General features: G+C 48.4%; 25 protein-coding genes. 4 read left to right on the top strand and 21 right to left on the bottom strand.

Translation table 11 applies throughout. From position 1 onward, the window contains the following. Window position 1: 1 nt before the first annotated feature. The 5 genes from fsa to KNP00_RS05940 all read right to left on the bottom strand — a co-directional run bounded on the left by fsa (window position 2) and on the right by KNP00_RS05940 (window position 4,412). Window positions 2-652, bottom strand: a complete 651-nt coding sequence (gene fsa, locus KNP00_RS05960) for a fructose-6-phosphate aldolase (RefSeq protein WP_215143193.1) — start codon at window positions 650-652, stop codon at window positions 2-4. A gap of 153 nt (window positions 653-805) precedes the next feature. After that, a complete protein-coding gene (fba, locus tag KNP00_RS05955; protein ID WP_215143191.1) occupies window positions 806-1,660 on the bottom strand; it encodes a class II fructose-1,6-bisphosphate aldolase in 855 nt (284 codons plus the stop codon). A 161-nt stretch (window positions 1,661-1,821) separates the two neighbouring features. Further along, complete coding sequence (locus KNP00_RS05950) at window positions 1,822-2,181, bottom strand: response regulator (protein ID WP_215143189.1); 360 nt, start codon at window positions 2,179-2,181, stop codon at window positions 1,822-1,824. A gap of 90 nt (window positions 2,182-2,271) precedes the next feature. Further along, a complete protein-coding gene (locus KNP00_RS05945) occupies window positions 2,272-2,631 on the bottom strand; it encodes a YxeA family protein (protein WP_215143187.1) in 360 nt (119 codons plus the stop codon). A 122-nt stretch (window positions 2,632-2,753) separates the two neighbouring features. After that, window positions 2,754-4,412, bottom strand: a complete 1,659-nt coding sequence (locus KNP00_RS05940) for a glycerol-3-phosphate dehydrogenase/oxidase (RefSeq protein ID WP_215143185.1) — start codon at window positions 4,410-4,412, stop codon at window positions 2,754-2,756. A gap of 261 nt (window positions 4,413-4,673) precedes the next feature. On the opposite strand from KNP00_RS05940, the gene KNP00_RS05935 reads away from it, so the two are divergent. Next, window positions 4,674-5,789: an NADH-dependent flavin oxidoreductase gene (locus KNP00_RS05935; RefSeq protein WP_215143183.1), complete on the top strand. Its 1,116-nt coding sequence runs from the start codon at window positions 4,674-4,676 to the stop codon at window positions 5,787-5,789. Between the two features lie 20 nt (window positions 5,790-5,809). Here KNP00_RS05935 and KNP00_RS05930 read toward each other — a convergent pair whose 3' ends face one another. The 5 genes from KNP00_RS05930 to KNP00_RS05910 form a co-directional block, all read right to left on the bottom strand. Beyond that, entirely contained in the window at window positions 5,810-6,355 is a 546-nt protein-coding gene (locus KNP00_RS05930; protein WP_215143181.1) for a GNAT family N-acetyltransferase, read from the bottom strand. 31 nt (window positions 6,356-6,386) lie between these two features. Continuing rightward, a complete protein-coding gene (locus tag KNP00_RS05925; RefSeq protein ID WP_215143180.1) occupies window positions 6,387-7,229 on the bottom strand; it encodes a TVP38/TMEM64 family protein in 843 nt (280 codons plus the stop codon). Between the two features lie 137 nt (window positions 7,230-7,366). Further along, on the bottom strand, window positions 7,367-8,962 hold the full coding sequence (locus KNP00_RS05920) for a CTP synthase (protein WP_215143178.1): 1,596 nt from the start codon (window positions 8,960-8,962) through the stop codon (window positions 7,367-7,369). Between the two features lie 247 nt (window positions 8,963-9,209). Further along, complete coding sequence (rpoE, locus tag KNP00_RS05915; RefSeq protein ID WP_215143176.1) at window positions 9,210-9,689, bottom strand: DNA-directed RNA polymerase subunit delta; 480 nt, start codon at window positions 9,687-9,689, stop codon at window positions 9,210-9,212. 83 nt (window positions 9,690-9,772) lie between these two features. Then, window positions 9,773-11,086 carry a hypothetical protein gene (locus KNP00_RS05910; RefSeq protein ID WP_215143174.1) on the bottom strand — a complete coding sequence of 438 codons (1,314 nt, stop codon included), beginning with the start codon at window positions 11,084-11,086 and terminating at the stop codon, window positions 9,773-9,775. 167 nt (window positions 11,087-11,253) lie between these two features. Between KNP00_RS05910 and KNP00_RS05905 the strand changes: the two genes are divergently transcribed. After that, on the top strand, window positions 11,254-12,552 hold the full coding sequence (locus KNP00_RS05905) for a globin-coupled sensor protein (protein ID WP_215143172.1): 1,299 nt from the start codon (window positions 11,254-11,256) through the stop codon (window positions 12,550-12,552). A gap of 36 nt (window positions 12,553-12,588) precedes the next feature. Here KNP00_RS05905 and KNP00_RS05900 read toward each other — a convergent pair whose 3' ends face one another. From KNP00_RS05900 to KNP00_RS05875, 6 genes are all read right to left on the bottom strand, one after another. Continuing rightward, complete coding sequence (locus KNP00_RS05900) at window positions 12,589-14,715, bottom strand: (Fe-S)-binding protein (RefSeq protein WP_215143170.1); 2,127 nt, start codon at window positions 14,713-14,715, stop codon at window positions 12,589-12,591. Between the two features lie 92 nt (window positions 14,716-14,807). Next, window positions 14,808-15,524, bottom strand: coding sequence for a hypothetical protein (locus KNP00_RS05895; RefSeq protein ID WP_215143168.1), 717 nt, complete (start codon window positions 15,522-15,524; stop codon window positions 14,808-14,810). A 7-nt stretch (window positions 15,525-15,531) separates the two neighbouring features. Beyond that, window positions 15,532-16,050, bottom strand: a complete 519-nt coding sequence (locus tag KNP00_RS05890; protein ID WP_215143166.1) for a GNAT family N-acetyltransferase — start codon at window positions 16,048-16,050, stop codon at window positions 15,532-15,534. Between the two features lie 167 nt (window positions 16,051-16,217). Continuing rightward, entirely contained in the window at window positions 16,218-16,646 is a 429-nt protein-coding gene (locus KNP00_RS05885; RefSeq protein WP_215143165.1) for a hypothetical protein, read from the bottom strand. Beyond that, the gene (locus tag KNP00_RS05880; protein ID WP_215143164.1) at window positions 16,643-17,062 is read right to left on the bottom strand and encodes a YwiB family protein; all 420 of its coding nucleotides are present in this window, start codon (window positions 17,060-17,062) and stop codon (window positions 16,643-16,645) included. Before KNP00_RS05880 ends, KNP00_RS05885 begins: the two co-directional genes overlap by 4 nt. Before the next feature lie 123 nt (window positions 17,063-17,185). Next, on the bottom strand, window positions 17,186-18,886 hold the full coding sequence (locus tag KNP00_RS05875; protein WP_215143163.1) for a glycoside hydrolase family 13 protein: 1,701 nt from the start codon (window positions 18,884-18,886) through the stop codon (window positions 17,186-17,188). Window positions 18,887-19,099: 213 nt separating this feature from the next. Between KNP00_RS05875 and KNP00_RS05870 the strand changes: the two genes are divergently transcribed. Both KNP00_RS05870 and KNP00_RS05865 read left to right on the top strand, forming a co-directional pair. Continuing rightward, on the top strand, window positions 19,100-19,564 hold the full coding sequence (locus KNP00_RS05870) for a GNAT family N-acetyltransferase (RefSeq protein WP_215143162.1): 465 nt from the start codon (window positions 19,100-19,102) through the stop codon (window positions 19,562-19,564). Window positions 19,565-19,611: 47 nt separating this feature from the next. Beyond that, on the top strand, window positions 19,612-20,373 hold the full coding sequence (locus tag KNP00_RS05865; protein WP_215143161.1) for a MerR family transcriptional regulator: 762 nt from the start codon (window positions 19,612-19,614) through the stop codon (window positions 20,371-20,373). 9 nt (window positions 20,374-20,382) lie between these two features. Here KNP00_RS05865 and KNP00_RS05860 read toward each other — a convergent pair whose 3' ends face one another. Genes KNP00_RS05860 through KNP00_RS05840 form a run of 5 tightly spaced genes read right to left on the bottom strand, consistent with a single transcriptional unit; the run spans window position 20,383 to window position 25,645 of the window. Beyond that, window positions 20,383-21,033: a hypothetical protein gene (locus KNP00_RS05860; RefSeq protein ID WP_215143160.1), complete on the bottom strand. Its 651-nt coding sequence runs from the start codon at window positions 21,031-21,033 to the stop codon at window positions 20,383-20,385. A 4-nt stretch (window positions 21,034-21,037) separates the two neighbouring features. Continuing rightward, the gene (locus KNP00_RS05855) at window positions 21,038-21,787 is read right to left on the bottom strand and encodes a hypothetical protein (protein ID WP_215143159.1); all 750 of its coding nucleotides are present in this window, start codon (window positions 21,785-21,787) and stop codon (window positions 21,038-21,040) included. Window positions 21,788-21,820: 33 nt separating this feature from the next. Continuing rightward, on the bottom strand, window positions 21,821-22,951 hold the full coding sequence (locus KNP00_RS05850) for a glycosyltransferase family 4 protein (protein ID WP_215143157.1): 1,131 nt from the start codon (window positions 22,949-22,951) through the stop codon (window positions 21,821-21,823). Continuing rightward, a complete protein-coding gene (locus KNP00_RS05845) occupies window positions 22,939-24,264 on the bottom strand; it encodes a nucleotide sugar dehydrogenase (protein ID WP_215143156.1) in 1,326 nt (441 codons plus the stop codon). Before KNP00_RS05845 ends, KNP00_RS05850 begins: the two co-directional genes overlap by 13 nt. Window positions 24,265-24,277: 13 nt before the next feature. Continuing rightward, window positions 24,278-25,645 carry a phenylacetate--CoA ligase family protein gene (locus KNP00_RS05840; RefSeq protein WP_215143155.1) on the bottom strand — a complete coding sequence of 456 codons (1,368 nt, stop codon included), beginning with the start codon at window positions 25,643-25,645 and terminating at the stop codon, window positions 24,278-24,280. Between the last annotated feature and the right edge of the window lie 12 nt (window positions 25,646-25,657).

Below are 25,657 nucleotides of genomic sequence, written 5' to 3'. Positions count from 1 at the left end.
CTTATTTGGATTGAGCGTTGTTCCAATCCGCTAAAAACTGCTCAATACCTTTGTCTGTGAGCGGATGTTTCATCATTTGTTCGATGACTTTGTAAGGGACTGTCGCAATGTCGGCCCCGAGGAGAGCGGCTTTCGTCACGTGAACCGGGTGACGCACAGATGCCGCGATAATCTCTGTCTCGATGCCATGAATCGCAAAGATGTTGGCAATCGTCTCGACGAGGTCGAGTCCATCCTGACCGATGTCATCCAAACGTCCGATGAATGGAGAAACGTACGATGCGCCGGCACGTGCTGCGAGCAACGCCTGGTTCGCGTTAAAGATGAGCGTGACGTTCGTCTTGATCCCGAGCTCTTTGAACTGTTTTACCGCTTCCATTCCTGCTGGTGTCATCGGTACCTTCACCGTAATATTCGGCGCGATAGCAGCAAGTTCCTTTCCTTCTTCCACCATACCCGATGCATCGAGTGCAATAACTTCCGCACTGACTGAAAGATCCCCGACGATCTCACAGATTTCACGAAGTCTTGTATGGAAGTCGACACCTTCTTTGGCGACGAGCGACGGATTCGTCGTCACGCCTCCGATAACGCCCATTTGATGAGCTTGTTTGATGTCTTCCACATTTGCTGTGTCAATGAAAAAACGCATATGTGTCTCCTCCTTATTTTGTGATCGCTTACAATCTCTATTATGAGGAAAGACGAAACGAATTACTACACCCTTTGTCTGATTCAGTGGAGCGTGGCAAAGGAAAATACAAAAAGTCGGCCCTCTTGAGAGAACCGACTTTTCCAAACAGGATTACGCTTGGTTGCTTGAACCAAACTCACGCATCTTACCAGTAACGACGTTATAGATCGCTTCGATACCAGGTCCGATGATTTTACGTGGGTCATATACTTTTGCATCGGCAGCGACTTTCTCACGTACCGCACGAGTCCACTCTTGTTGGCACTCTGTGTTGACGTTGATTTTGCTGTGGCCGAGCTCGATTGCTTTTTTGATTTGGTGCTCAGGAATCCCTGAACCGCCGTGAAGAACGAGTGGAGTTTGTGTCGCTTCCGCGATTTCTTCCATCTCTTTGAAGCCGAGTTTTGGCTCGCCTTGGTATTCGCCGTGTACAGAACCGAGTGCTGCAGCGAGTGCATCTACTTTCGCTTCTTTAACAACGCGTACACACTCTTCAAGGTCAGCATATTGTACGCCACCGACAACGCCGTCTTCTTCGCCGCCAACTGTACCGACTTCTGCCTCAACAGAAGCACCTTTAGCGTGCGCGTACTCGACAACTTGTTTCGTCATTTCGACGTTTTCGTCGATCGGGTGGTGTGAACCGTCGATCATGACTGATGTGAAACCAGCGTCGATCGCTGCTTTACACTTGTCGAATGAAGAACCGTGGTCAAGGTGGATTGCAACTGGAACAGTGATGTTGTAGTCGTGCATGAGACCTTCAACCATTTTGACAACTGTTGTGAAGCCACCCATGTACTTCGCTGCACCTTCTGATACACCGAGGATTACTGGTGATTTCTCGTCTTCCGCAGCGCGAAGAATCGCTTGCGTCCACTCGAGGTTGTTAATGTTGAATTGGCCGACTGCATACTTGCCTTCGAATGCTTTATTAAGCATTTCTGTCATTGATACTAATGGCATAATGACATCCTCCTGTCTGTTCGCTATTATACACGTTTAGGAAAATTCCCTTCGTGCAATTCGTTAACATTATAACACACCAAAAAACGTGTGCCTATGCTATTCGGGCATAGAAATGGCTTGACGCAAGCGTTTACATATGTCATCTTCGTGACGAAATGTCAAATGTTTAAGACTTCCTTCACTTTTTCAATCATTCCATAAATATTGAACGGTTTCTCAAATTGTGCCGTAATCCCGAGTCGACGGACCTCTTCAATCACCGCTTCTTCTCCGAAAGCCGTCATAATCATAACAGGTGTTTCCAACTTCTCCTCACGCATTCGGCGCAACACTTCGTGACCAAACATGCGAGGCATATTCATATCGAGCAATACCAAATCGTATTGTGCTTGCTCTAAATATTCCCAAGCGCTAATCCCGTCTTCTGCCGTATCCACTTCCACACCCATGTTCGTGAACACTTGCGCGAGCATCGTACGAATCCCATCCTGGTCATCTGCGATTAACATCCGTGACATGCATGTCCCTTCTTTCATACCTCATTTTCCATATTCAAACAATTCAACCTTACCAAACTCATCTTTTTTGTGCGACGCCTCTCTTTAAAATTATGGGAACGATGACTCGGAATCGTCTCCCTCTTGTTCTTCCTTCAACTGTTCAGGTACTTCTAACGCATTCACCCGTTCATAGTCCGTCACTTCAGGATTTTCCTCTCTCACATACACTTTCAAATAGTCCCCTTCAGGTAAGAGAGAAGGTGTCGTAATCGCTAAAGGTCGTTTCTTTCTCTCCTCATCGTATCCAATGAGATCATAACGATAACCGTCCGACACGTTTGTCGCCATTTCAGCACTCGGAACTTTAACGTAATATACATCTGCCAGCAATCGATTCGGATCGACATAACGCCAACCAAGCACTAATATCACGCCGATGATCAACACGGCGATTAGATTTCGTTTCATGAAAGTTCTCCTTCAACTTGAGAGTTATTATGAAGTATACCGTTATTCCGAATCGATGAAACCATTACGCAAAAAGAGGCTCACCCTTTTCAGAATGAGCCTCTTCGGTGACGCGGCATACATTATGATTCGACAACGACCGGAACGACCGCGATTTCAATTTCCTTCTCGACTTCTTCTCGTTCTTCGTTTAGACGCTCATCTGACCATTTGAACACGTCTGTCATCAAACGAAGGATTCCTTCTTTATATTGACGTACGAAGTCGATGTCAAAGAACATCGCACCTGTCCGGCGAATCAAGAAGTCGATGGCACGGACGACCGACTCTTCTTCAATGCCATAAATCAACTGCGCATAGACGATTTCCGGTAGGTCATATGCGTTCGAGTCCATCCGCTCGATGACACGGTCAATGTTCGATCCGTATAAGCGGACGAGTTCTTCTGCGTGACTTTCGTCGAGACCGTGGTTTTGAAGTTCTTTCGTCTTTTTCTCGAGGAAGTCTTTGAAACCTTTCGATCCCCCGACATGTCCACCTGACATCGGCATATGCTTCGTCCGGCTCGACAAGTAGACGACACCCGCTTCTTCCTTCAACAGTTTTGCGACAAGGTCAACGACGGTTTCTGACATTTTACGATAGCCCGTCAGTTTCCCCCCAGCGATTGTAATGAGACCACTATCCGATTGCCAGATTTCATCTTTACGCGAAATCTCAGATGGGTCTTTCCCTTCTTCATAAATCAATGGGCGAATCCCGGCCCAACTTGATTCCACATCATCTTCCGTGACGGTGACATCCGGGAACATGTAATGGATGGCTTCCAACAAATAATCACGATCTTCTGTCGTCATGCGAGGATGTGCTTTGTTCTTATCAAAGAACGTGTCCGTCGTACCGACGTATGCTTTATTCCCACGCGGAATGGCAAAAATCATCCGACCGTCTGGTGTGTCGAAGTAAATCGCTTGTTTAAGTGGGAACTTCGATTGGTCAATCACAAGGTGAATCCCTTTTGTGAGGCGAAGCTGCTTTCCTTTTTTTGATTGATCTTCTTCTCGTAACTCATCGACCCATGGACCGGTCGCGTTGATGATTTTTTTCGCATAGACGTCATAAGTCGACCCGTCAATCTGGTCTTCGACGTGTACACCGGCGACCTTGCCGTTCTCGTAAATCAACCCTGTTACTTTGGCGTAGTTCATGAGAAGGGCACCGTGGTTCGCCGCTTCTTTCGCCACTTCAATCGTCATTCGTGCATCATCCGTCCGATACTCGACATAATAACCGCCACCGACTAAATCATCTTTTTTCACGAGTGGCGCCTTTTTGATTACTTCATCTGGTTTGAGCATGATGCGACGTTCAGCGCGTTTCACACCTGCGAGGAAGTCATATACCATGAGCCCGACTGCTGTCGATAACGGTCCGAACGTGCCTCCTTTATGCATCGGGAGGAGCATCTGTTCCGGGACCGTGACGTGTGGGCCATTCTCATAGACGATCGCCCGCTCTTTCCCGACTTCTGCGACGAGCGCCACTTCGAATTGCTTCAAATAACGGAGGCCCCCATGAACAAGTTTTGTCGAGCGACTCGATGTCCCGGCTGCGAAGTCTTGCATCTCAAGAACTGCCGTCTTCATCCCGCGAGACGACGCATCAAGCGCAATTCCAGCTCCAGTGATTCCGCCTCCAACAACAAGAACATCATGATGTTCGCTTGTCAGTTGCTCATATCGTTTCGCTCGATCTTTCGCTGAAAAATTTCTGATTTCCATCTTATTCCCTCCTATAATAAATACGGTTCAATATATAGAAAAAGAGACCGCAACAAAAACAAGGCTTCCCCCTTCTGTTGTGGTCTCTCTATTGTCTCGAACCGAATATCAACTTTTCTCCTGTATTATACCCTATTCTTTTGAGTTCAATCATCCTTCACGTTTGATGAATCTGCAATGTGTTCGTTCACAAGCATTCGGCTCGCATTTTCATAGTGAGTTGAATAGACTTCAAAGTATCATGTTGAAGGAGGATTTCAGATGAAACGTATGCTACAACCTTTTCAGTTTAACAATGGCGTCGAACTACCAAACCGTCTCGTATTGGCTCCGATGACGCATTACTCGTCAGAACCGACGGGTGAAGTATCTGAGCATGAGCTCGCCTACTATCGGAAACGGGCGCAAAACGTCGGACTCGCGATTACGGCATGCGCGTATGTGACAGAAAACGGGAGAGGGTTCCCGAATGCGTTCGGGGTCAATGACGACAAGTTCATCCCAGGTCTCCGTCAATTGGCAGAAAGCTTGAAAGCAGAGGGTGCAAAAGCCGTCCTTCAAATTTTCCACGCAGGGCGAATGTCTCCACCTACGCTCGTCCCGAATGAACAACCGGTCAGCGCAAGTGCTGTCGCACCTGTGCGTGAAGGTGCCGTCACACCACGTGCACTTGAAACGTCAGAAGTTGAAGCCATCATCGAGGCGTTCGGCGATGCCACACGTCGCGCTATCGAAGCTGGATTTGACGGTGTGGAGATTCATGGAGCGAACACATACTTGATTCAACAATTCTTCTCACCGCACTCAAATCGCCGTGAAGATCGCTTCGGCGGTGACGTCCACGGACGTTTGACGTTCCCACGCGAAGTCATTCGACGTGTCAAAGAAGCCGCTGCAGGTGCAGAAGACTTCTTGGTCGGCTATCGTTTCTCACCAGAAGAAATCGAAGAGCCAGGTATCACTCTTGACGACACAGATGTATTGCTCGATATGATTTTAGAGGAAGGTGTCGACTATATTCACGCTTCTCTCTGGAACTTCAACACAGCTTCGATGCGTGACGAAAACGTCACGGAACGTTCGATCGACCGTATCGCTAAACGGATCAACGGTGCCATCCCGCTCATCGGGGTCGGGCAACTTCAGCGTCCGGCGCAAGTCGAAGACGCACTCGAGGTCGTCGACCTTGCCGCACTCGGTCGCGAACTCATCATCGACCCAGAATGGCTCGAAAAAGTGAAATCGGACCGTGAGGACGAAATCGAGACGGAGCTCGACTTGAATAAACAAGCCGAACTCGCCATCCCCGCACCACTGTGGAATGCCATCACGACTCGGGCCGGCTGGTTCCCGATTAAAGACCAAAAAGTGACATAACGTAAAACACCGCGGACTCTTCATCCGCGGTGTTTTTGTGTCATCCATTCTTCACGTAACATGCCCATTCGAATCGAATCGTAACGTTTCTCGTTCACGACACGTACTTGACGAATTCGCCCTTCCAGTTGCATTCCTACTTTTTCAGCGACCCGCATCATTCGCTCGTTCCCGGACCATGTCGTCAAGCCGACACGGACGACCGGTAGCGTCTCAAATAAATGCTCGGTCCACAGACGAAGGGCACGTGTCCCGACGCCGCGATTCCAGCGGTCGGACTGATGCAGGATGATGCCCATTTCAAGCCATTCTCGTCCGGCATCTTCAAAATAATAAGAAACAGTCCCATACACGGTCCCGTCCACTTCGATGACCCACATGTCTTCCTTTTGGATGAGCGACTGCTCGATTTGCTGAAACTCTTCGTAGGACATCGCCTTATGTTCAAAATACGGAGCGTCCCACTGCTTCCATTCCGGTGTCGCATCACGGTAAATCAATGCCCATAGTCGTGCTAAGTCTTGTTCTTCAATCGGTCGAATGACTACTTCTTGATCTTGTCGCATCTCGTCTTCCTCTCTATAGATCGTCCTTACCTTATTCTTGCGTCCCGTTCGAATCTCCTTTTTTCCGTTTGCGCCAAATGAACGCAAGAATTAAGACGACCACACTCGCCATGACTGAAGTGATGACAATCGGGCTAGAACCCGTTACGAACAATTGTCCGATTGAGACAGAGTAGGCGAGTCCGAACGACGTGACGAGTTTTGCGCCGAACGCAATGCCTGCGAAACGCGGGAACGGCACGCGACTGAATCCTGCCGCAAGACAGATGACCTCGTCCGGCAAAATCGGAATGATGAATAAGACGAGCAAGATGCCGAGACCATACTTTTCGACATATCGGTCATATGTCTTCAACTTCCCCTCATCGACCCAACGGATGATTCGCTCACGACCGAACCGGGCCAAGCCATACATGACAAAGATACCGAGCGTCGTCGCGATACTCCCGACCAAGGCGGCACGAAACGGTCCGAGCGCCACACTTCCAATCGGTACGCTGACCGCTTCCGGGACCGGTAAGGCAATCGGTTGTAGGAAGCTAAATGCTGCGAACACCCAGACCGCCTGTCGTTCATATTGTTCTAATAGACGATCCAATCCATACGTATCGTATAAGACAAGTCCGAACGAGACGTAATAGACGAGGACGAAGATTAAAAAGAGAGAGAACGTGACTTTCCACATCTGCTTCAAGATGACGTTTGAGCCATCGCGAATCGCCCGGGGGAGTCCGACCGAGAGTGCCAGTAAGACGACCCCCGTCCAGCCGAGCTGGTATGGCAACAAGAGGGAAGGCAAGACGACGAACGGCAACAAACTGAGTGCAATCAGTCCGAGTCCATACCCAAGATAAATCGAATGTCGTTCTTTCATGAGCCACCACCCTCTCCCCGTTCTACTTATAGTTTACCCTCAACATGAAGGATATGTATCCTGCCGAGGGCGCCTTCCTTCTCATGCTTTTGATGTAGAAAAGCCACGATCCATTTTGGACCGTGGCTTTCAATCACTTATTCTCCAAGTGACGCTTGGATGAAGTCATGGAATAGACGTTGTGGGCGTTCTGGACGCGAAATCAATTCTGGGTGGAACTGTGATGCCACGAACCATTTGTGTTCTGGAATCTCAATGATTTCCACGAGACGACCGTCCGGGCTCGTCCCTGAGAAGTTGAATCCTGCCGCTTCAAACGCTTCACGGTATTCGTTGTTGAACTCATAACGGTGACGGTGACGCTCATATACGAGTTCCTGATCGTACGCCGCATAGGCTTTCGTTCCTTTTTCGAGTTTACAAGGGTACAGTCCGAGACGGAGTGTGCCACCAAGGTCTTCGATATCTTTTTGCTCTGGAAGAAGATCGATGATCGGATACGGTGTCGACGGGTCAATTTCTGCCGTATGGGCACCGTCCAACTTCAAGACGTTACGGGCAAACTCGACCGTCGCGAGTTGCATCCCAAGACAAATCCCGAAGAATGGAACGTTGTTTTCACGAGCGAAACGTGTCGCTTCGATTTTCCCTTCAATCCCACGCTCGCCGAACCCACCAGGAACGAGGATCCCGTCTGCATCACCGAGGATATCCGAGACGTTGTCAGCCGTCACGTCTTCTGCATTGATCCAGTCGATGTCGATATCCGCATTGAACGCATAACCCGCATGCTTGAGCGATTCTGCGACCGAAATATAGGCATCACGCAACTCGACGTATTTCCCGACGAGGGCGATTTTCACTTTCTTCTCAAGGTGTGTGACCGTGTGAACGAGCTCTTTCCACGCCGTCATATCGGCAGTCGGTGTGTTGAAACCGAAGTAGTCGTTGACGAGTTGGTCCATCCCTTGTTTTTGAAGGTTGAGCGGTACTTCGTAAAGCGTTGATGCGTCTTGCGCTTCGATGACCGCTTCTTTACGCGTATCACAGAAGAGTGCGATTTTCTCACGCATGTCTTCCGGGATATCGTGCTCGGTACGGAGCACGATGATGTCTGGCTGAATTCCGTAGCTACGAAGCTCTTTGACGCTATGTTGCGTCGGTTTCGTCTTCATCTCACCTGCCGCGCGAAGGTAAGGAACGAGCGTACAGTGAACGTACATGACGTTCTCTTTCCCGATATCGTTTTTTACTTGGCGAATGGCTTCGATGAACGGAAGAGATTCGATATCTCCGACTGTTCCACCAATCTCGGTGATGACGACATCAGCGTTCGTCTCGCGTCCTGCGCGGAAGACACGGTCTTTGATTTCATTCGTGATATGTGGAATGACCTGAACCGTTCCACCGTTATAGTCTCCACGACGCTCTTTTTTCAAGACAGTCGAATAAATGCGTCCTGATGTGACGTTCGCATTTTGCGATAAGTTGATGTCGATGAAACGCTCATAGTGCCCGAGGTCAAGGTCGGTCTCCGCACCGTCATCTGTGACGAATACTTCTCCGTGTTGATACGGGCTCATCGTACCTGGGTCGATGTTGATGTATGGGTCAAACTTTTGAATCGTCACGTTGAGTCCTCGATTTTTGAGTAGACGCGCGAGTGAAGCTGCCGTGATCCCTTTACCGAGCGAAGAAACTACCCCGCCTGTTACGAAAATGTACTTTGTCATGTTTCTTTCTCCTCTCTTGAATACCAACCGTCGGGAAACGAAAAAACAAAAAAAGCAAAAGTGCCCCCGTGAATGGAGGACACTTTTGCTGCATCGTTACGTGCTAAACTAGCCCATGACTAATTTACGTCAGAGACGATACAGTCGTCAAGATATTATTTTTTTCTTTTTTCAATGCACTTCAACAAAGCCAAAAAGAAAAAGAGACACGCCTAGCCGGGCGTCATGCCCGGCTTTTTGCGGTCTCTTATAAATCATCCTCGTCTTCAAGGTCAAGGTCGTCGTCCAAGTCGTCATCCTTGAAGTCATCAAGGCTCTCTACTTTTTCTTCTCTATCCCCATCATCAAATTCAGATGAATCGTAATCTTCTACTTTTGCGAACACATCTAAGTCATCCTCGATATCGACGATGCCTTCATCTGTCTCTTCAAACTCTTCTTCGAATTCGTCAAGTTCACCACGTTGGCGTGCCTCGATGACGAGATCTTCATCCGACTTGTCGAATGGATACCATACGCGAAGCGCCCAACGGTTTGCACCCAAGTTGACGAACAATCCGTCGATGTTCAAATCGGTGTAAAGTTGTGCGATTTTCTCGAGCTCTTCTTCTTCACTCGCAAACGTATAGTTTTGCTTGATCTTTTCGCGAATCTCATCAAAAGAAACAGGCTGTTCGCCAGTTTCTTGGAGAAGTTCATAAACGAAATCAATCAACGATTTATTCATTAAAGGACACTCCTTTTCCGTCACTAGTTAAACATCACTCCTCATTATAAACAAAAGCGATATGAAAAAGCTAGGGGAAATTATCAACCACTCGACCTTGTTTGAACACGGAACCAATACAGACTGATCAATCCGATATTGAAGACCCACGTCATCCCCATGACACCAAGCATCCATCCTCTCGGGATTTGAAAAGACAATTCTGCATTCACTGTTTGACCTACGTACAAACCGTACCCGAGTAAACCAATCATCAAAAATGAATAGGCCACGACCATCCCGAACCGTTTCCACAACTGTAAAAGCAGTGAAGCGAACTCTCTGTTCTCCCCATACTGATCGAATAAATACGTATGGCTGACACTCGAGTACATCGTCTGCGTATAACCACTGATGAACAAAACCGGGATGAACGCGAGAGGCTCTAGAAAGCCAAGAAAAAAGATGAGTGAGGAAATGAGTAAGACGAGATACGGATGTCGCGCAAAATCAAAGATCCGACTAAACAAAATCCAACCGATGACACCTGCTAAAAATGGGACGAACACATAGAGAATCAAAACTTGAAACGAATATAAGGCAAGACTTACAAAAACGGCCCCAATCAATGTCCAACCGCCGAACAACCCTACGACGAACGACAACAATTGAACTTGGCGAGTACGGCTCGCCCCGATGAAGGCTCGAAGCCTTTTTTGAAACAACAACCAACCGACGTAGACAAGTAAAATCGCCATTAAACTAAACACTTCGATATAACCGCGTGCACCTTCAAGAAGACTGAGGAGACGACTGATCAACGTGAAGACGGTGACCGCGATAAAGGCGCGGAGAAAAGAACGGGTGTCAAACTGCCAGGTCGCTGACTTTTGAAGCGGTAATTTCCGGACGAATAGCCACGGCAAGATTAGACTCACTAAGAAAAGGAAGATGGCAAGTTCATATGATTGTGTCAACGCATAAGAGAACAACGCGATCCAACCGACTAGCATGAGTACTAACGGCCACGAACTCCCACCTTCAGACTCCGCATCTGTCTTTGGCTTCAATTCATTCAGTTGCGATAAAATCGTCGTCATGATTGAACCGACCCCGATTGAGCCGACCCCGACTAAAAACGCACTCCATTCGATCGCGCGTTCAAACGGAAGAATAAAACAAACGAGACCGATGACAAGGACGGATAGGGCGATTAAAAAAGTGTCTTTTGAACCTTTACGACCGATGACGTACACCCATAACAATAGACCGGACATACTCGCCACATAAAAAATCATGAATGGAATCAGACGCCCCACCCCATCTTCGACCGCCATAATCGATAGAAATAGAATTTGCGGTAGAATTTGACTACTTAAGGCACTGACGATCGTCAATAATACAATCACATTTTTCATGGTTCTCCTCCTATTCTGAACATGTTTGATCTGCCCTTTCCTACAATTCCCCTTTTCATCGAGCTATGAACTTTTCAATGAGCACATTCAGTTCTCAGTTTTTTCACACGTTTGCCGATAAAGATGAAGAACACTTATATCATGAACGATTAAAAGGAGAAGAACACATGACATTTTTTCGAAAAAAAACATCAAATCGCTACGTCGCTTCCTTCGATTTCCCAGAAAAGTCGTCAATCGCTCAACCGACCGACCTAAGTTTAAGTGGACGCGCTCACTATATGGGCTACACTTCCGCTCAAGTGAAGCGACTAGAAGACATGGCCCCACTCGTTGAAGATGTGTTAGACGGTGTTCTTGACAACGTACTCGACCATCTCATGCTACAACCGGAGATGGTTCAGATTGCGAACGCCTCATCGACGAGAGAACGTTTAAAGAAGGTTTTCGCTGATTACTTCCGCAGTCTGTTGACGGGGAACATCGATGACAAATTTTTAGCGATGCGTAAACGGATGGGTCAGACACATCACCACTTCGCCGTCCCTGTCGTCTGGTTTTTAGCGACGTATTCTGCATTCAATACATTGCTCATCCCAAAAGTCGTCGAGACGTATCAACACGACCCAGCCACTTTGACAGAATCTCTATTGGCGTTATCACACGCGATGAACTTAGACGCGCAAATCGTGACCGAACAATACGTCAACGCCCGACTCAATGAAGTCGAGTCAGCGAACCAGGCCCGCGCCGCACTGTTGAGTGATGTGTCACGCGTCAGTACAGAAGTGGCGACCACAATGGAACAAACCGGGCACGCCATGTCTGAGACGAGTACGCGCGCGCATCAAGTTCTCGCAGAAACAGAGCAAACGGAAAAGATGAGTCGCCATTTGATGGAGTTGACACATACGAACGGTGCACAAATCGAACAGATGGAGACCGAATTCAAACAATCGGCCACTTATGTAGACACTTCCCTCGATCGAATCACCGCTCTCAAAGAAGGTTCTCAAGATATTGTCAGTATGACACGGAGCATCGAACAGATTGCGAACCAAACGAACTTGCTCGCCTTGAACGCCTCGATCGAAGCGGCTCGGGCAGGCGAACACGGGAAAGGATTTGCCGTTGTCGCGACCGAGGTACGAACACTTGCGGAGAATGCGAAACAGCTGAGCAGTCAAATCAATGTGCTCATTCATGAAAACGAATCGAATATCGCGGCCCTCCTCGATCAAATGGGGCATATGCATCGTACGAACGATGAGGCGATGCGACAACTCCATGCGTTCAAATCGGGGTTTTCAACTGTGCAAGAGGAAATGGGGCAGTACATTCTGTCATTTGAACGGAACAAGCAAGATCTTGGACAAATGGTCGATACGATTTCGTCCATCAACGAGACGACACAAGGCTTATCACACTTGACCTCGTCCCTACTGTCTACCGCTGAGATGCAATGAACAAACAAGGCACGGTCCGCGGACCGTGCCTTGTTCTCATTGGATGAGCGGTTCTGGTGTCTCGATAGCCTTCAACGAGCGATCGAGCATTTCGACGACGTCGAACGTGCCAACCGTTTCATCGACTTCTTTCGCTTTCGTCCCATCGGACAGCATCGTCAAACAGTACGGGCAAGCCGAACCGATGACGGTCGGTTTCGTTTCGAGCAACTGTTCCGTCCGGGCCACGTTGACACGGGTCCCGACTTTTTCTTCCTGCCACATGAGACCACCACCGGCTCCACAACACATGCCGTTTTCACGGTTACGGGTCGCTTCGACGAGTTCGACACCCGGGATGCGTTCGAGGACGAATCGCGGTGCGTCATAAACGCCGTTATAACGACCGAGGTAACAAGAGTCGTGATAGACGACACGTTCATTCACTTGGAGGTCTGGCTGAATCCGACCCGTATCAAGCAACTCGGCGAGCAACTCCGTATGGTGATACACTTTCACACCATCAAGTCCGAAGTCCGGATACTCGTTTTTAAATGTGTTGTATGCGTGCGGGTCGACCGTGACGATTTTCGTCACGCCATACTTTTCAAAGAGTTTAATGTTCGCTTCGGCGAGTTCTTGGAAGAGCAACTCGTTCCCGATTCGACGTGGTGTGTCTCCTGAGTTTTTCTCTTCATTTCCGAGAATGGCGAACGAGACGCCCGCCTTGTTCAAGACGCTCGCAAAGCTCTGCGCGACTTTTTGGCTACGGCTATCGTAAGACCCCATCGCGCCGACCCAGAAGAGGTATTCGAACTCTTCGCCTGCCTTCTTCTTCTCTTTGGCCGTCGGGATGACGAGCTCTGTATCCTTGCGCCAGTTCTCGCGTTCTTTCCGGTTCATTCCCCACGGATTTCCTTGACGCTCGATGTTGGCGACCGTACGTTGTGCTTCAGGGTCCATCTTCCCTTCCATCATGACGAGATAACGACGAAGGTCGATGATTTTGTCGACGTGCTCGTTCATGACCGGACATTGATCTTCACAGTTGCGGCAAGTCGTACACGCCCAAATCTCTTCTTCCGTGATGACATTGCCAATCAATTCATCTGCGACGAGCATATGACCATCTTGTGCAGCAGCAGCGATTTCAGCACCTTGCGTATTTTGGAACATGAGCGCCGGTGCCCATGGTGATTTTCTCGTGATGGCCGCACCTTTCATATTCATATGGTCACGAAGTTTGACGATCAAGTCCATCGGTGACAACATCTTCCCTGTTCCGGTTGCCGGACATACATTCGTACATCGTCCGCATTCGACGCAAGCATATAAGTCGACGAGTTGCTTTTGGTTGAAGTCTTCAATCTTGTTGACCCCAAATACAATCTCTTCATCCGACTCTTCGGCTTCTTCCATCGCCGAGAAATCAACAGGTGCCAAGCGCCCGACTTTGTGTGTGCGCCCGAGCCAGACGTTGAGCGTTCCGGCGATCAAGTGCGCGTGCTTACCTTGCGGGATATAGACCATGAAGCTGAGTAAGAATAAGAGGTGCATCCACCAAAAGATGACGAACAAGGCGAAAGCGACCGATTCTGGTACCCAAACAAATGCCGATCCGATCAGTGTAGCGACCGGTTCGCCCCACATCGGTAGCTCTTCTTTATAGACGAGGTAAAAACCGTTCCCGAATAAGACGGAAACCATCAACCCCCCGATGAAGATGAGGGCAAGACCTGCTAAAAAGTTTCGTTTCAAGCGCACGAGCTTCTCGACATAACGACGGTAGAATCCCCAAACGACCGCGACGAGAATCATGAGCATGACGATTTCTTGCATGAAGGTGAAAATCGGATAGAGCGGACCGAGCGGAACGTGCGGGAAACGCATGCCGACCGCTAGTCCTTTCCAAATGAAATCAATGGCTCCGAATTGGACGAGGATGAAGCCATAAAACATCATGACGTGAATCGCGCCACTCTTCTTGTCCTTCAACAGTTTCTTTTGACCGAACACGTTAATCATGACCTGTTCGAGTCGTTCTTTATTCGTTTGGCTCCACTCTGCCTTCTTCCCAAGCTTGATGAACGTATAACGCTGATGAACCAGCGAAGCGAACAAATACACACCATAGCCGAGGACGAGCAAGAATAGAATCCAGTTGACGATCAAAAATGTAGACATCCCCAAAATTCCCCCTTATGAAAACGGATTCAATCTTAATTTCAGTATACCAAACGATGAATGAACAGTCATTCATTTTTATGAAGTTCTCGTCAGAAGTTTAATAGATGTTTCAAGATGAGGAGGAGCCCGCCATAAACGGACACGGCTAAGACGAATGTGCGGAAGTGCAGATTGCGGTCAGACGGGAGTTCAAACTTCACGATGTTTAGAATCATCGCCCCGGCTACGAACGCAAAACAAATTGCCTCAATGTGTGGGGCCAGGTCGACCCAGCGTGAAAAGAATCCACCGAGCAAAATCCCACCGCTCAATAGATAGCGTCCTTGTCTCATGTAGCGTTCACCATAATGGCGATTCAAATCATGCCCGAGCGCCAAGAAGTGTACTCCGAGTGCCGTCGCATAGAAGCTCCTCGCGACGAACGTCACGGATTCCGCTGTCACCACGTACGCTGAGAACGTCATATATGCCGTGAGGAGTGTCACTTGTAGCCAATACGAAACGGCCCGATCGACCGCTTCATCTTGAAAATGAGGCGTTCGAACGAACCGCATCGTACCATAAAACAGCGTGAATCCGATGAGACTGACGACGTATATTTCTGAAGGCAAGGCTAAGTTCAACCAATCGACACGGAGTGTGTCCTGGCGCTTGTTCAATGACGGCAGTAGATACATGAAGAAGTACGTGATGGCGATCCCGCTCGAGAAAGAGAACCATTTCTTTGAAGGAACCGTCTCTTCACGAAACAAATAAATGCCGAAGAAATTGATTAACGCCAAATAGATGATGATCCAGTTCGCCATCCCGCCTTCATCCTTTCAAATCAATCCAAAATCGCTCGACAATCGTCCCGTCTTCTTCCGTATACGGTGTGTCTGCGACGCCACCATTGTTTAAAATGACTTGACGGGACGCGATATTCGTTCGGTTGCACGTGATGAGTGCACGCTCGATCCCGAGCGCTCTCACTTTCTCAAGCGCAAGTTGTAGTTGGATTGTAGCAAGCCCGCGCCCGCGCGCACTCGGTTTCACCCCATACCCGACATGCCCGCCAATCTTTAAGAGCGATTCATTCAACTCGTGACGAATGTTCGCCGCCCCGAGAAGCTCTTCCCCGTCCGTGAGCCAATACGTCGTGCTCGGGACCCAGCCTTCCTCTATGTTCTCACGCAACTCTTTCTGACGTAACGTGTTGACGTATGCCTCGAAGTCCGTCGTTTCACGGTCGACCGAGGTCGGGACGATTCGCTCATCGCGTTCGTACCATTCCTCTAAAAATGCGAGAATCTGTTCTTTTTGATCGACCGATGTCTTGATTAGTCTTAACATCACATTTCCCCCTCTATTCACAATCTATTCGCGTCCTTTTCTCGATCTCCTTGTTCCCTGATCATAAATGACCCACACCCAAAGTAAAATGGACGTCCGTCATGCATGATGTCCCCTTTCAGGCATGAAAAAAGCGCCATCTTGTTCAGATGACACTTTCGATGTATTTATTCTTCGAGTCCGAGACGTTGCGGCATGTGTGGAGCAAGTTGTCTCGCTTCCTCGAGCCGTCCTGCTTCGACGAGCGTATGGAAATGTAGAAACTGTTCATGCGATGCATCGCTGATGGCCGCTAAATAATCAACGTACCGATCGTAAACCGCTTTGTCTTCTGACCTCGCCTCGATGAGGGCGATGTAAAGGCGAACCGTGTCCTCCCCGTAAAGAAGTGGGAACTCATCGTTCAATTGAAGCAATTTATCGATTGAGCCGACATCGACGCCGTTCTCTTGGTCATAATGCGCGATGACTTGTTCGGCGTGGTCTTCGAGGCGACCGCGCCATTCTTCATACTCTTCCTCGTTCGTTTCGAGCATCTCAAACCAGTCTTCGTTCAACATCTCTTCAATCTTGTTTACGCGTTCTGTAAAATTCATTCGTCCTCTCCCCCTTCAAATGTCCACGTGACTTGCACTTCATATATACCCACGTTCTCTTCATTCATAGATAGTTCATATACGAATGTGCACGATTCTTTGGACACGTCGAGTCGTGACGTTGTCGTCGCCATCGTCATCGACATATATGCATTTTTGTATAAGCTTTGCGTGAAGCGACCTTCGATGAATGAATGGTTCATTTCAATCGGTCCTTTACAGATGAGCGCCAATCGTTCCGGAGTGTACTTGATCGTCGTCGGAATCGGTCCGTCCTCTTGCTGTTGGTCAAACATTAAGATGAATCCCGTTTTCAGTGGATAATACAAGCCGTCAGCCGTTAACTCAATCGGTTCCGGAATATCACTCATCCGTGTTGTTTGCTGGACACGCACGCGAAGTGGTTCAATCGCCATGCTCATCCCCCTTTCCGTCAACTCATCGTACCATATCTGTGTTGAGTCGTTCTATCGGCGTCTCTCTGTAAATTAAAAAAAGACCGTAGACGTTGTCGTCCACGGTCTTCCGGTCAAGAAGAATTAGCTGATTTTATATACGCGACCTTCGAACGGTTTCAAGTGAAGGAGCGATGATTCCGCATCACCTTCAACCGGCATGTTGCTCAAGACGACATCTTGTACTCGAAGAGTCTCATCCATATCAAACATCGTCTCTTTCGCCGTCAAGTTCGTGACGACGAGGTACTGTGTCTCACCGAGCGTACGCGTATATGCGTACACTTCCGGATGGTCTGGTAAGACGACATCGTATGCCCCGTACACGAACGTCTCATCGTCTTTCCGGAGTTGAATCATCTCCTTATAAAAGTTGAAAATTGAATCCTCGTCCTCAAGCTGTGATTCGACGTTGATCTGTGTATAGTTCGGGTTGATTCCGAACCACGGTCTTTCCGCAAACGTGAACCCGGCATTCGGAGCGTCGCTCCACTGCATCGGTGTACGCGTGTTATCGCGTGACGAGTTCCACGTGATGCGCATCATCTCGTCATGACTCTTCCCTTGCTCGACACCGATATAGTAGCGATTGCGTGTCGCGATGTCATCGTATTGGTCGATTGAATCAAATTTGACATTCGTCATCCCGATTTCCTGACCTTGATAGATGAACGGCGTCCCTTGCATGAGGAAGTACATCATCGCAATCGACTTGGCGCTCTCTTTCCAGTAACGCTCGTCGTCTCCCCATTTCGAGACCGTACGTGTCTGGTCATGGTTTTCGACGTAAAGTGCGTTCCATCCATCGGCTTCAAGTCCTTTTTGCCATTTCGTCAACACATTCTTCAAGTGGACGACATCGAGTTTCGAATCGGCATCTTCACTCCATAGGTCCATGTGTTCGAATTGGAAGACCATGTTCATCTTCCCATCTTTTTCACCGACCCAAAGGTGCGCATCGTCAGGGGATACCCCGTTCGCTTCACCGACCGTCATGATGTCATGTTTATCGAACGTCTCGTCACGAAGCTCTTCTAAATAGTCGTGAATCCCATCCACGTTCATGTGCATCTCGAACGACGGTACAAAGTCGAGGTCGTCCGGGTTTGGCAAGTCCGCGAACGTCGGATTCTTGCGGATGTGGCTGATCGCATCGACACGGAACCCGTCGATTCCTTTTTCGAGCCACCAGTTGATCATGTCGTATACGGCTGTACGCATCTCAGCGTTTTCCCAGTTGAGGTCTGGCTGTTTCTTCGAGAAGACGTGCAAGTAGTACTGCTCCGTCGCCTCATCGAACTCCCAAGCCGAGCCGCCAAAGATAGACTCCCAATTGTTCGGCTTCGACCCGTCTAGCTTCCCGTCGCGCCAGATATACCAGTCGCGCTTCGGATTGTCTTTTGAACTCTTCGATTCAATGAACCACGGGTGCTCATCCGACGTATGGTTGACGACGAGGTCGAGCAATAATTTCATACCACGCTGGTGTACCTCATCCAATAAACGGTCGAAGTCTTCCATCGTCCCGAATTCGTCCATGATGTCCTGGTAGTCACTAATGTCATAACCGTTGTCATCGTTTGGCGATTTATACATCGGGCAAATCCAGATGACGTCAATGCCGAGGTCTTTCAAATAGTCGAGCTTATCAATGATTCCTTGAATATCTCCAATTCCGTCTCCGTTCGCGTCATAAAAACTGCGCGGATAAATCTGATAGGCGACGGCTTCTTTCCACCAGTTGCGTTTAAGCGTTTGTGTTTGTTCTCGTTGTAAAAGTTGCATGTGATGTTGATGCTCCTTATCCCAAAACTCACTGCTCATCATTTATAATTATCTTATTCGTGCCGCGAACTTTATATCATTAGCGCAATCGTTTGCACGATGGCGCTAATTTATCTTACCAAAAAACATTCGATGATACAAAGATGTTTCATCAGCCTATTCATCGTGTACCCTACACGATTTTGAAAAGAAATGAAAGCGAGGTGCTCCATCATGTTTCGAGTTGCAACACTTGATGATTTTGCAGCGATCGACGAATTGATTGTAAAGAAAGCAAAAGAGTTCCAGGTAGCCGGAAAGTCACAATGGGTCAAATATTTAGAACCGAGTCGCTCGGATTATGTACGACACGATTTAACCAAGGGCACCGTTTTTGTATATGAGCGTGACCACCAAGTCGTTGGTGCCGTCAGTCTCATCCCACCGACCGATTGGGACCACAATCTATGGGATCATCCGAACGATGCTGTCTACTTGCACCGACTCGTCACGGACTCCAGTGCGAAAGGCGAACGCATCGGCGAGCGTCTGATGCAATTTGCCCTATCCCACACCACTTCGACCGTTCGATTGGATTGCGTCGCGGACAATGCCTTCTTGAACGGATACTACCTTCAGTTCGGCTTCCGCTACATCAGGGAACGGGACGGATTCTCGTTATTTGAAAAACAGGCTTGACCTTGACGTGACGTCAACGTTTACGCTGATGTTAAGGAGGTGAAGGGATGTACACCATTCAACAACTTGCGGCACTCGCCGGGACGACGACGCGAACGCTTCGACACTATGACACGATCGGTCTTCTCGTTCCCGCTCGCGATGATAACGATTACCGCCGTTACACATCAAGCGACGCAGAGCGGTTGCAACTTATCTTACTCTACCGAACACTCGATGTCCCCCTCGATCAAATCAGACAGTTGCTTGATTCGACGACGTTCGATCGGGTCGAGGTGTTGGGTGAGCATATCGAGGCGTTACGACAGAAAGCAAGCTACTACGCCCGGCTTGCTGAGACGGCGGAAGCGACCCTCACCTCACTAAAAGGAGGGATTCCGATGGAAGACAAATCGTTATTCAAAGGATTGTCTTATGAAGAGATTCAAGCTCATGAGGCAAAGCACCAGGAGGAAGTACAAGAGCGTTGGGGAGACAGTTCTGCTTATGAGACAGCGCAAGCTCGGGCGTCGAAACGTTCTAAAGAGGACTGGGAACGCCTAAACCAAAAACAGATTGACTTGATTGCGCCACTCGTTGAGTTGTTCCGAGACGGTGTTTCGGTGCAGGACGAACGAGTTCAAGCGATCGTCAAAGAGAATCATCTATTCATCGACACACATTTTTACGATTGTTCAATCGACATGTTTAGCGGGCTTGGACAAATGTACGTGTCAGATGAGCGGTTCACTGCTTTTTACGATCGTTATGAATCTGGTCTTGCTTCGTATTACAACGAGGCAATCCAGTTCTACTGTGGCAACAGATAAGCCCAAGCCTCAAGCTTGGACTTCCTGTCGCCGTTCGGTGTCTTGTTGCGACATTTTTTGCAGTTGTTCCCGCAACATCGAGAGACTTGTCTCCAAATAAATATACGGGAATGTAGAAAAATTGTCCGTTCCACCGGTGTACAATACGTTGCTTACAAGAGGGCTCCACCCTTTCTTTGTTCGTTGACAAATCTGTACTCTCTTCATGGACGGATGCGTATGAAATCCCCAATACGCATGTCGTTGACTCTTAGCCAATGATGGGGTAATCGACAGAATCGGACAATTCACCTCTTGTAAGAATCGGTCGTCTACTTCTGTTGCTTCATGGACGATGATCACGTCAGGTCGGATGTGTCGAATGACACGTTCGGCTTTTTTATCATGCAGGGAAACAACACGTGTTATGCGTTGATCAGGAATCGGATCTTCGCAAAATGGATAACGTGCTTTCAACTCTGTAATGCGCTCTCGACTAAACTGCCGCATCACCGGGGTCATGAGGTGAATGTATGACTGAATCAATAGTTCTCTCCACGTCTTGATGTAAGTTGGTGCTGGACCGTCTTCGACGATGACATGCGTCACTCCTAAATCACGAATCGCCTGATAGACAAGGGGTGAGCTCCAGTGTCCTCCCGTACAAAGCACAATTCGCATCTTTTCAACCTCCCTTACGTTGATTCACGGTTTGCCGCATCTCTTTGACTGCCACGTCAAACGACCCAAACATTTGTTGGATGTCCTTTAGCGTCGGTCGATTCCCCATTTCTTTTTGCCACACTTCATAACCCCACGGTGAGAGCGACTCTACCTCTTGCTCTGCTTCATTCAACGCCTCCATCATCTGCATCTCTGTAAACAACTCGCGCGTAGAAATTCCGATTTCTTCTAACGCCTGGGACCATGACCCGAAACGCCTCACCACTTTCGTGATGCTCGGACGCTGATTCTGCTTGGCCCATCGCGCATAGGCGGTCGAGGTCAGCGGATGCAGTTCTTCAGTAGCATCTAGTAACGATTGGATGATTTCACATTTTTGATCGAGGGAGATGACACTTTTTACATTCGCCTCAATCATCGCTACCTTCCATGATCCAAATTGAATGACGACCTCTGTCAACGTTGGGGCATCATTCGCCATGGCCCACTTCCGATAATCAGCGCTACTGAACGAATCATGCTCCTTCGCCGCCTCACGAAGCATTTGAATCATTTCTTTCTTTGTAAATCGGGGCATTTGTTGTTCTAGCCCTGCCTCTCGCAACACATTCGACCATGATCCGTACTTTTCTAACAATTCGACTACCGGTGCCCCGCCATGAACTCGCTGCCATTTTTGATACATATAAATGGTGAGGCGACCGTCTGAAGAAGCCTCTTTTAAATGATCAATCAGCTGTCCCTTTCCCATGTCGCCTCCCCCTTACGTATGCGAAATGTCTGCTCATCCTACTTCACGGCTACTAATCTGTGCAAAAAGATGGAGCTGGCGATTTAGAATGATTGACTCGTCAAATTTTTCTTCGACCACTTCGCGACCACGTCTTCCGAACGAACGACATTGTTCAGGATGTTCTATGAACCAACGCATCGCTAGAGTCAACGCTTCAGGTTGTCCGACCGGGACGAGAAACCCCGTCTCGCTATCTGTCACTTCTTCCCGACAGCCTCTTATATCCGTTGCGATGACAGGTAAGCCGGACGCCATCGCTTCGAGAATGGAACGAGGCAACCCTTCCCGGTAGGAAGGAAGTAAAAAGACATCGTGTGCCGCAAACAAGGATGGGGTATCCCGAACGAATCCGGCGTAATGGATTTGCGGATTTTTCTCTAAATGTGACGTTACTTGTTTAGCTGTCTCTTGATCACGTTCGCTCGTCATCAATTCACCGGCGATGGTCAAGGTCGCATTCGGATATTCTTTTGTCAGTTCATCGAATGCCTGAAGTAAATCGAGAATTCCTTTTTCTTGAACGAGCCGTCCAACGAACAGAAACTTTAAATGTTCCGGGGAGATGTGTTTCTCTGTCGGATAAAATCGATTTAAATCGATCCCATTACCAAGATGCATCAAGCGTTCGTCTTGCTTGAAGTGCTTCGTTTTGGCCAACGAGTAATCTTCCTCGCTCTGTAGTAACAACCAATCGGTCGCCAATGCCGCGAGCGACTTCTCTAACCAAAAGACGAGTTCGTATGCGATTCGTCCCATTCGTTCGTGAAAGTAGAATCCGTGTGCGGTATAAAGGATATGAGGCGTTCTGGCGATTCGTGCCGCCACCCTTCCGAGAGCGGCAGCCACCGGAGTGTGGACATGGATCGCATCATACTTTTCTCGTCGCAATAACCTGACCAACTCCTGGATCGTCTGTAAGTTTCGTTTCGGACTAAATTTCCGATCGATCGGAAGCGTGTGAATGATCCACCCCTCGTCTCGAAGACGATCCGTCCGATCACCGTAAGCACACGCGACATCTACTTCATGCCCTTCCGCCTTTAGTGATTCAATGAGGGGGCGGAGCAACACATCCGCTGTCATATCAACTGCACAAAACTGAAGGATCTTTAAAGGCGCCATAAGTGCACCTCCTCCGGCTTCATCGAACGGTCAAGCATCCCTTTCAAGTCGATGACGATACCTCGACCAAGTTTCAGTTGACGCTCTGCAATCTTCCATCCCTCTTGAACGAACTCATCGTGAGACACTGCATAGATGATGACTTCCGCTGGTTTTAGTTCGCAATATGATTTGACCTCGATGCCATATTCCCGTCGTACTTCTTCAGGGTCGACGAGCGGGTCGCACACTTGAACTTCTAAGCCGAACTCTTCGACCTCCTTAATTAAAGAAGCTACTTTTGAGTTTCGAATATCACTGACATTTTCTTTGAAGGACATACCCATGACCGTTACACGAGATCCGAGAATGGCCATGTTTTGACTAATCATCGTTTTGATGAGGGACGTGGCGACGAATCGTCCCATCGTCTCGTTGATCCGACGTCCTGCTAAAATCACTTCCGGATGATAGCCGAGCATCTCTGACTTCATCGTCAAATAAAACGGATCGACACCGATACAGTGACCGCCGACCAGACCTGGTCGGAAGTTTAGGAAGTTCCACTTCGTTCCGGCAGCCTCGAGCACCTCGAGCGTGTCGATATTCATCCGTTCGAAAATGATTGCCAGTTCATTCATGAGCGCGATATTTAAGTCTCGCTGTGTGTTTTCAATGACTTTGGCAGCCTCAGCCACTTTAATAGAAGATGCACGATGGACACCCGCATCGACTACTGTTTCATAGACGGCCGCCACTACATCGAGCGTCTCCTCATCTTCGGCCGCCACGACCTTTTTGATTGTCCGGAATGTATGCTCACGATCTCCCGGGTTAATCCGCTCCGGAGAATAGCCAACTTTAAAATCGATTCCGGCTCTTAGACCTGATGTCTTTTCAAGTAAAGGGATACACTCTTCTTCTGTCAGCCCGGGATAGACGGTCGATTCGTACACGACGATTGTACCCGGGCGTAAATGTGCCCCAACAGCACGGGTCGCACTACAAATCGGACCTAAATCAGGTTGATTTTGATCGTTGATCGGCGTCGGTACGGCGACAATGATGAAGTCTGCTTCCTCTAGCTTGGCGACATCCGTCGTGTAAAGCACCGCTGCTTGCTCAAGGTCGATTGATTCAACTTCACGTGTACTGTCCAAATGAAGATTGAGCTCATTGATTCGCATTTCATTGATATCTACTCCGATGACGTCACCTACACCACCTAAGGCAACGGCGACAGGTAATCCGACATATCCTAATCCGACAACGGCAACGTGACGATTGGCAATGGTTTTTCGTGTTGTTCGTGATTCTGAGATGAGTTTATCCATGTCCATCTGCCTCCTATGAGCTTCGGAATGATGTAGTTTTGTCAATGACAACGATTTTCCCGTTCGGTCCCCGTGGAATATGTTGGACCGGGGTCAATGTGATGGTCACGTCTTGACCGAATAAAAGGTGAAGTTCATGTCGTAACGTGTCTTCATGTTCGGGTTTGAAGCGTTCGAGATCCGGTACATATTTCATTTCAATATGGTACAGGTCCCGTTGGCGATATTGCGTCTGAATGACCGAGTTCGGTAGACTGCGAACGATTGTCGTCAAGTCTCCTTCATATACCTTTCTCCCGCTCGGTGTCATCACGTAGTTGCTTTCACGCCCTTCGATCGACGTGACGAATGTGCCTTCCTGGCCACAAGGGCATGTTCCTTCCCCAATCTTCATTCGATCGCCGATCCGATAACGGATGAGTGGTGTTCCATGTGTCGTGAAACTTGTGACTAATATCTCATCATGATCACCATACGACTCAATCACCCCTGTTTCGTGATGCAGGTGCATATTTCCGTGGATGCATTCAGTTAAAATCGGGGCGCCTTCCGATGAAGCGTACTGATCATAAACCGGGGCATGGAACGCTTCTTCTAACAGTGCCCTTCCTTGAGGGGTTATCGTTTCGGCTGTCGGGAAGATCGCGAGTAATTGAAACTCGAGTTGGATTCGATTTTCTTTCGTGTATTTTGCGATTTCAATCATAGCGGATGGTGCACCGTCTAATACGACAGGTTTGAATTGATTCAATGCGTCGATGTAATGAGGGATGGTCAGTGGGTTGACATGGTAAAGTGAGATGAGCATTTGGCGAAGTGGGCGATTGTAACGCCAGAAAATCGGCTTCTTTTGATTTGGGTCACAGATGACTCGACCGGTGAAGCTAGCCCGTTTCATTCCTCTTTCAAAGCCATACTGAGCTTTGAAGAAGTCAACATGGGCCATCCGTTTTTGGTAGTCTTCTTTTGTAAAATGTACTTCTAAAGACATTCCTGTCGTTCCACCGGTCCGTCCCAAAATGTCTGTCTTGATGTCCGAGTGAATGTTTGGATTTTTGCGTAACGTTTCCTTCTCCAAAATAGGGATGCGTTTCAAATCTTCCACCGATTCAAACGGAAGAATGATATCGTGTTCCTTGAACAACTCTTGGTAGTACATGTTATGATCCATACAAAATTGGAGGAACGCATTGAGTCGGCTCAATTGATCAGCTTCAATGACCTCTCTCTCATTCGAACGATTCGCTAAAACGACTAACTCCCTTTCATACACCTCTCCATACCGTTCTTGCCATAGTTTCAGTCCATATAATGTCGTCATCCATTGCTGCAATAGAATCGGTGATTTCATGTATAGGTCGCGAAGCGCAATCCCTGCCATGGTGTAGTCTCC

It is taken from the genome of Exiguobacterium qingdaonense, assembly GCF_018617855.1.
In the GTDB taxonomy this organism is placed as follows: Bacteria; Bacillota; Bacilli; order Exiguobacteriales; family Exiguobacteriaceae; genus Exiguobacterium; species Exiguobacterium qingdaonense.
Note: the sequence above shows the minus strand (reverse complement) of the source record. Positions and strands in the feature narration are given on the sequence as shown.

Excerpts from the sequence above, each read along its gene's own strand:
- KNP00_RS05840 (WP_215143155.1), bottom strand. The coding sequence starts at position 25,645 with ATGGCAGGGATTGCGCTTCGCGACCTATACATGAAATCACCGATTCTA.
- KNP00_RS05940 (WP_215143185.1), bottom strand. The coding sequence starts at position 4,412 with ATGGAAATCAGAAATTTTTCAGCGAAAGATCGAGCGAAACGATATGAG.
- KNP00_RS05945 (WP_215143187.1), bottom strand. The coding sequence starts at position 2,631 with ATGAAACGAAATCTAATCGCCGTGTTGATCATCGGCGTGATATTAGTG.
- KNP00_RS05850 (WP_215143157.1), bottom strand. The coding sequence starts at position 22,951 with ATGGCGCCTTTAAAGATCCTTCAGTTTTGTGCAGTTGATATGACAGCG.
- fsa (WP_215143193.1), bottom strand. The coding sequence starts at position 652 with ATGCGTTTTTTCATTGACACAGCAAATGTGGAAGACATCAAACAAGCT.
- KNP00_RS05925 (WP_215143180.1), bottom strand. The coding sequence starts at position 7,229 with ATGAAAGAACGACATTCGATTTATCTTGGGTATGGACTCGGACTGATT.
- KNP00_RS05900 (WP_215143170.1), bottom strand. The coding sequence starts at position 14,715 with ATGTCTACATTTTTGATCGTCAACTGGATTCTATTCTTGCTCGTCCTC.
- KNP00_RS05890 (WP_215143166.1), bottom strand. The coding sequence starts at position 16,050 with ATGTTAAGACTAATCAAGACATCGGTCGATCAAAAAGAACAGATTCTC.
- KNP00_RS05910 (WP_215143174.1), bottom strand. The coding sequence starts at position 11,086 with ATGAAAAATGTGATTGTATTATTGACGATCGTCAGTGCCTTAAGTAGT.
- KNP00_RS05855 (WP_215143159.1), bottom strand. The coding sequence starts at position 21,787 with ATGGGAAAGGGACAGCTGATTGATCATTTAAAAGAGGCTTCTTCAGAC.
- KNP00_RS05870 (WP_215143162.1), top strand. The coding sequence starts at position 19,100 with ATGTTTCGAGTTGCAACACTTGATGATTTTGCAGCGATCGACGAATTG.
- KNP00_RS05950 (WP_215143189.1), bottom strand. The coding sequence starts at position 2,181 with ATGTCACGGATGTTAATCGCAGATGACCAGGATGGGATTCGTACGATG.
- rpoE (WP_215143176.1), bottom strand. The coding sequence starts at position 9,689 with ATGAATAAATCGTTGATTGATTTCGTTTATGAACTTCTCCAAGAAACT.
- KNP00_RS05920 (WP_215143178.1), bottom strand. The coding sequence starts at position 8,962 with ATGACAAAGTACATTTTCGTAACAGGCGGGGTAGTTTCTTCGCTCGGT.
- KNP00_RS05885 (WP_215143165.1), bottom strand. The coding sequence starts at position 16,646 with ATGAATTTTACAGAACGCGTAAACAAGATTGAAGAGATGTTGAACGAA.
- fba (WP_215143191.1), bottom strand. The coding sequence starts at position 1,660 with ATGCCATTAGTATCAATGACAGAAATGCTTAATAAAGCATTCGAAGGC.
- KNP00_RS05880 (WP_215143164.1), bottom strand. The coding sequence starts at position 17,062 with ATGGCGATTGAACCACTTCGCGTGCGTGTCCAGCAAACAACACGGATG.
- KNP00_RS05895 (WP_215143168.1), bottom strand. The coding sequence starts at position 15,524 with ATGGCGAACTGGATCATCATCTATTTGGCGTTAATCAATTTCTTCGGC.
- KNP00_RS05935 (WP_215143183.1), top strand. The coding sequence starts at position 4,674 with ATGAAACGTATGCTACAACCTTTTCAGTTTAACAATGGCGTCGAACTA.
- KNP00_RS05860 (WP_215143160.1), bottom strand. The coding sequence starts at position 21,033 with ATGCGAATTGTGCTTTGTACGGGAGGACACTGGAGCTCACCCCTTGTC.
- KNP00_RS05930 (WP_215143181.1), bottom strand. The coding sequence starts at position 6,355 with ATGCGACAAGATCAAGAAGTAGTCATTCGACCGATTGAAGAACAAGAC.
- KNP00_RS05875 (WP_215143163.1), bottom strand. The coding sequence starts at position 18,886 with ATGCAACTTTTACAACGAGAACAAACACAAACGCTTAAACGCAACTGG.
- KNP00_RS05865 (WP_215143161.1), top strand. The coding sequence starts at position 19,612 with ATGTACACCATTCAACAACTTGCGGCACTCGCCGGGACGACGACGCGA.
- KNP00_RS05845 (WP_215143156.1), bottom strand. The coding sequence starts at position 24,264 with ATGGATAAACTCATCTCAGAATCACGAACAACACGAAAAACCATTGCC.
- KNP00_RS05905 (WP_215143172.1), top strand. The coding sequence starts at position 11,254 with ATGACATTTTTTCGAAAAAAAACATCAAATCGCTACGTCGCTTCCTTC.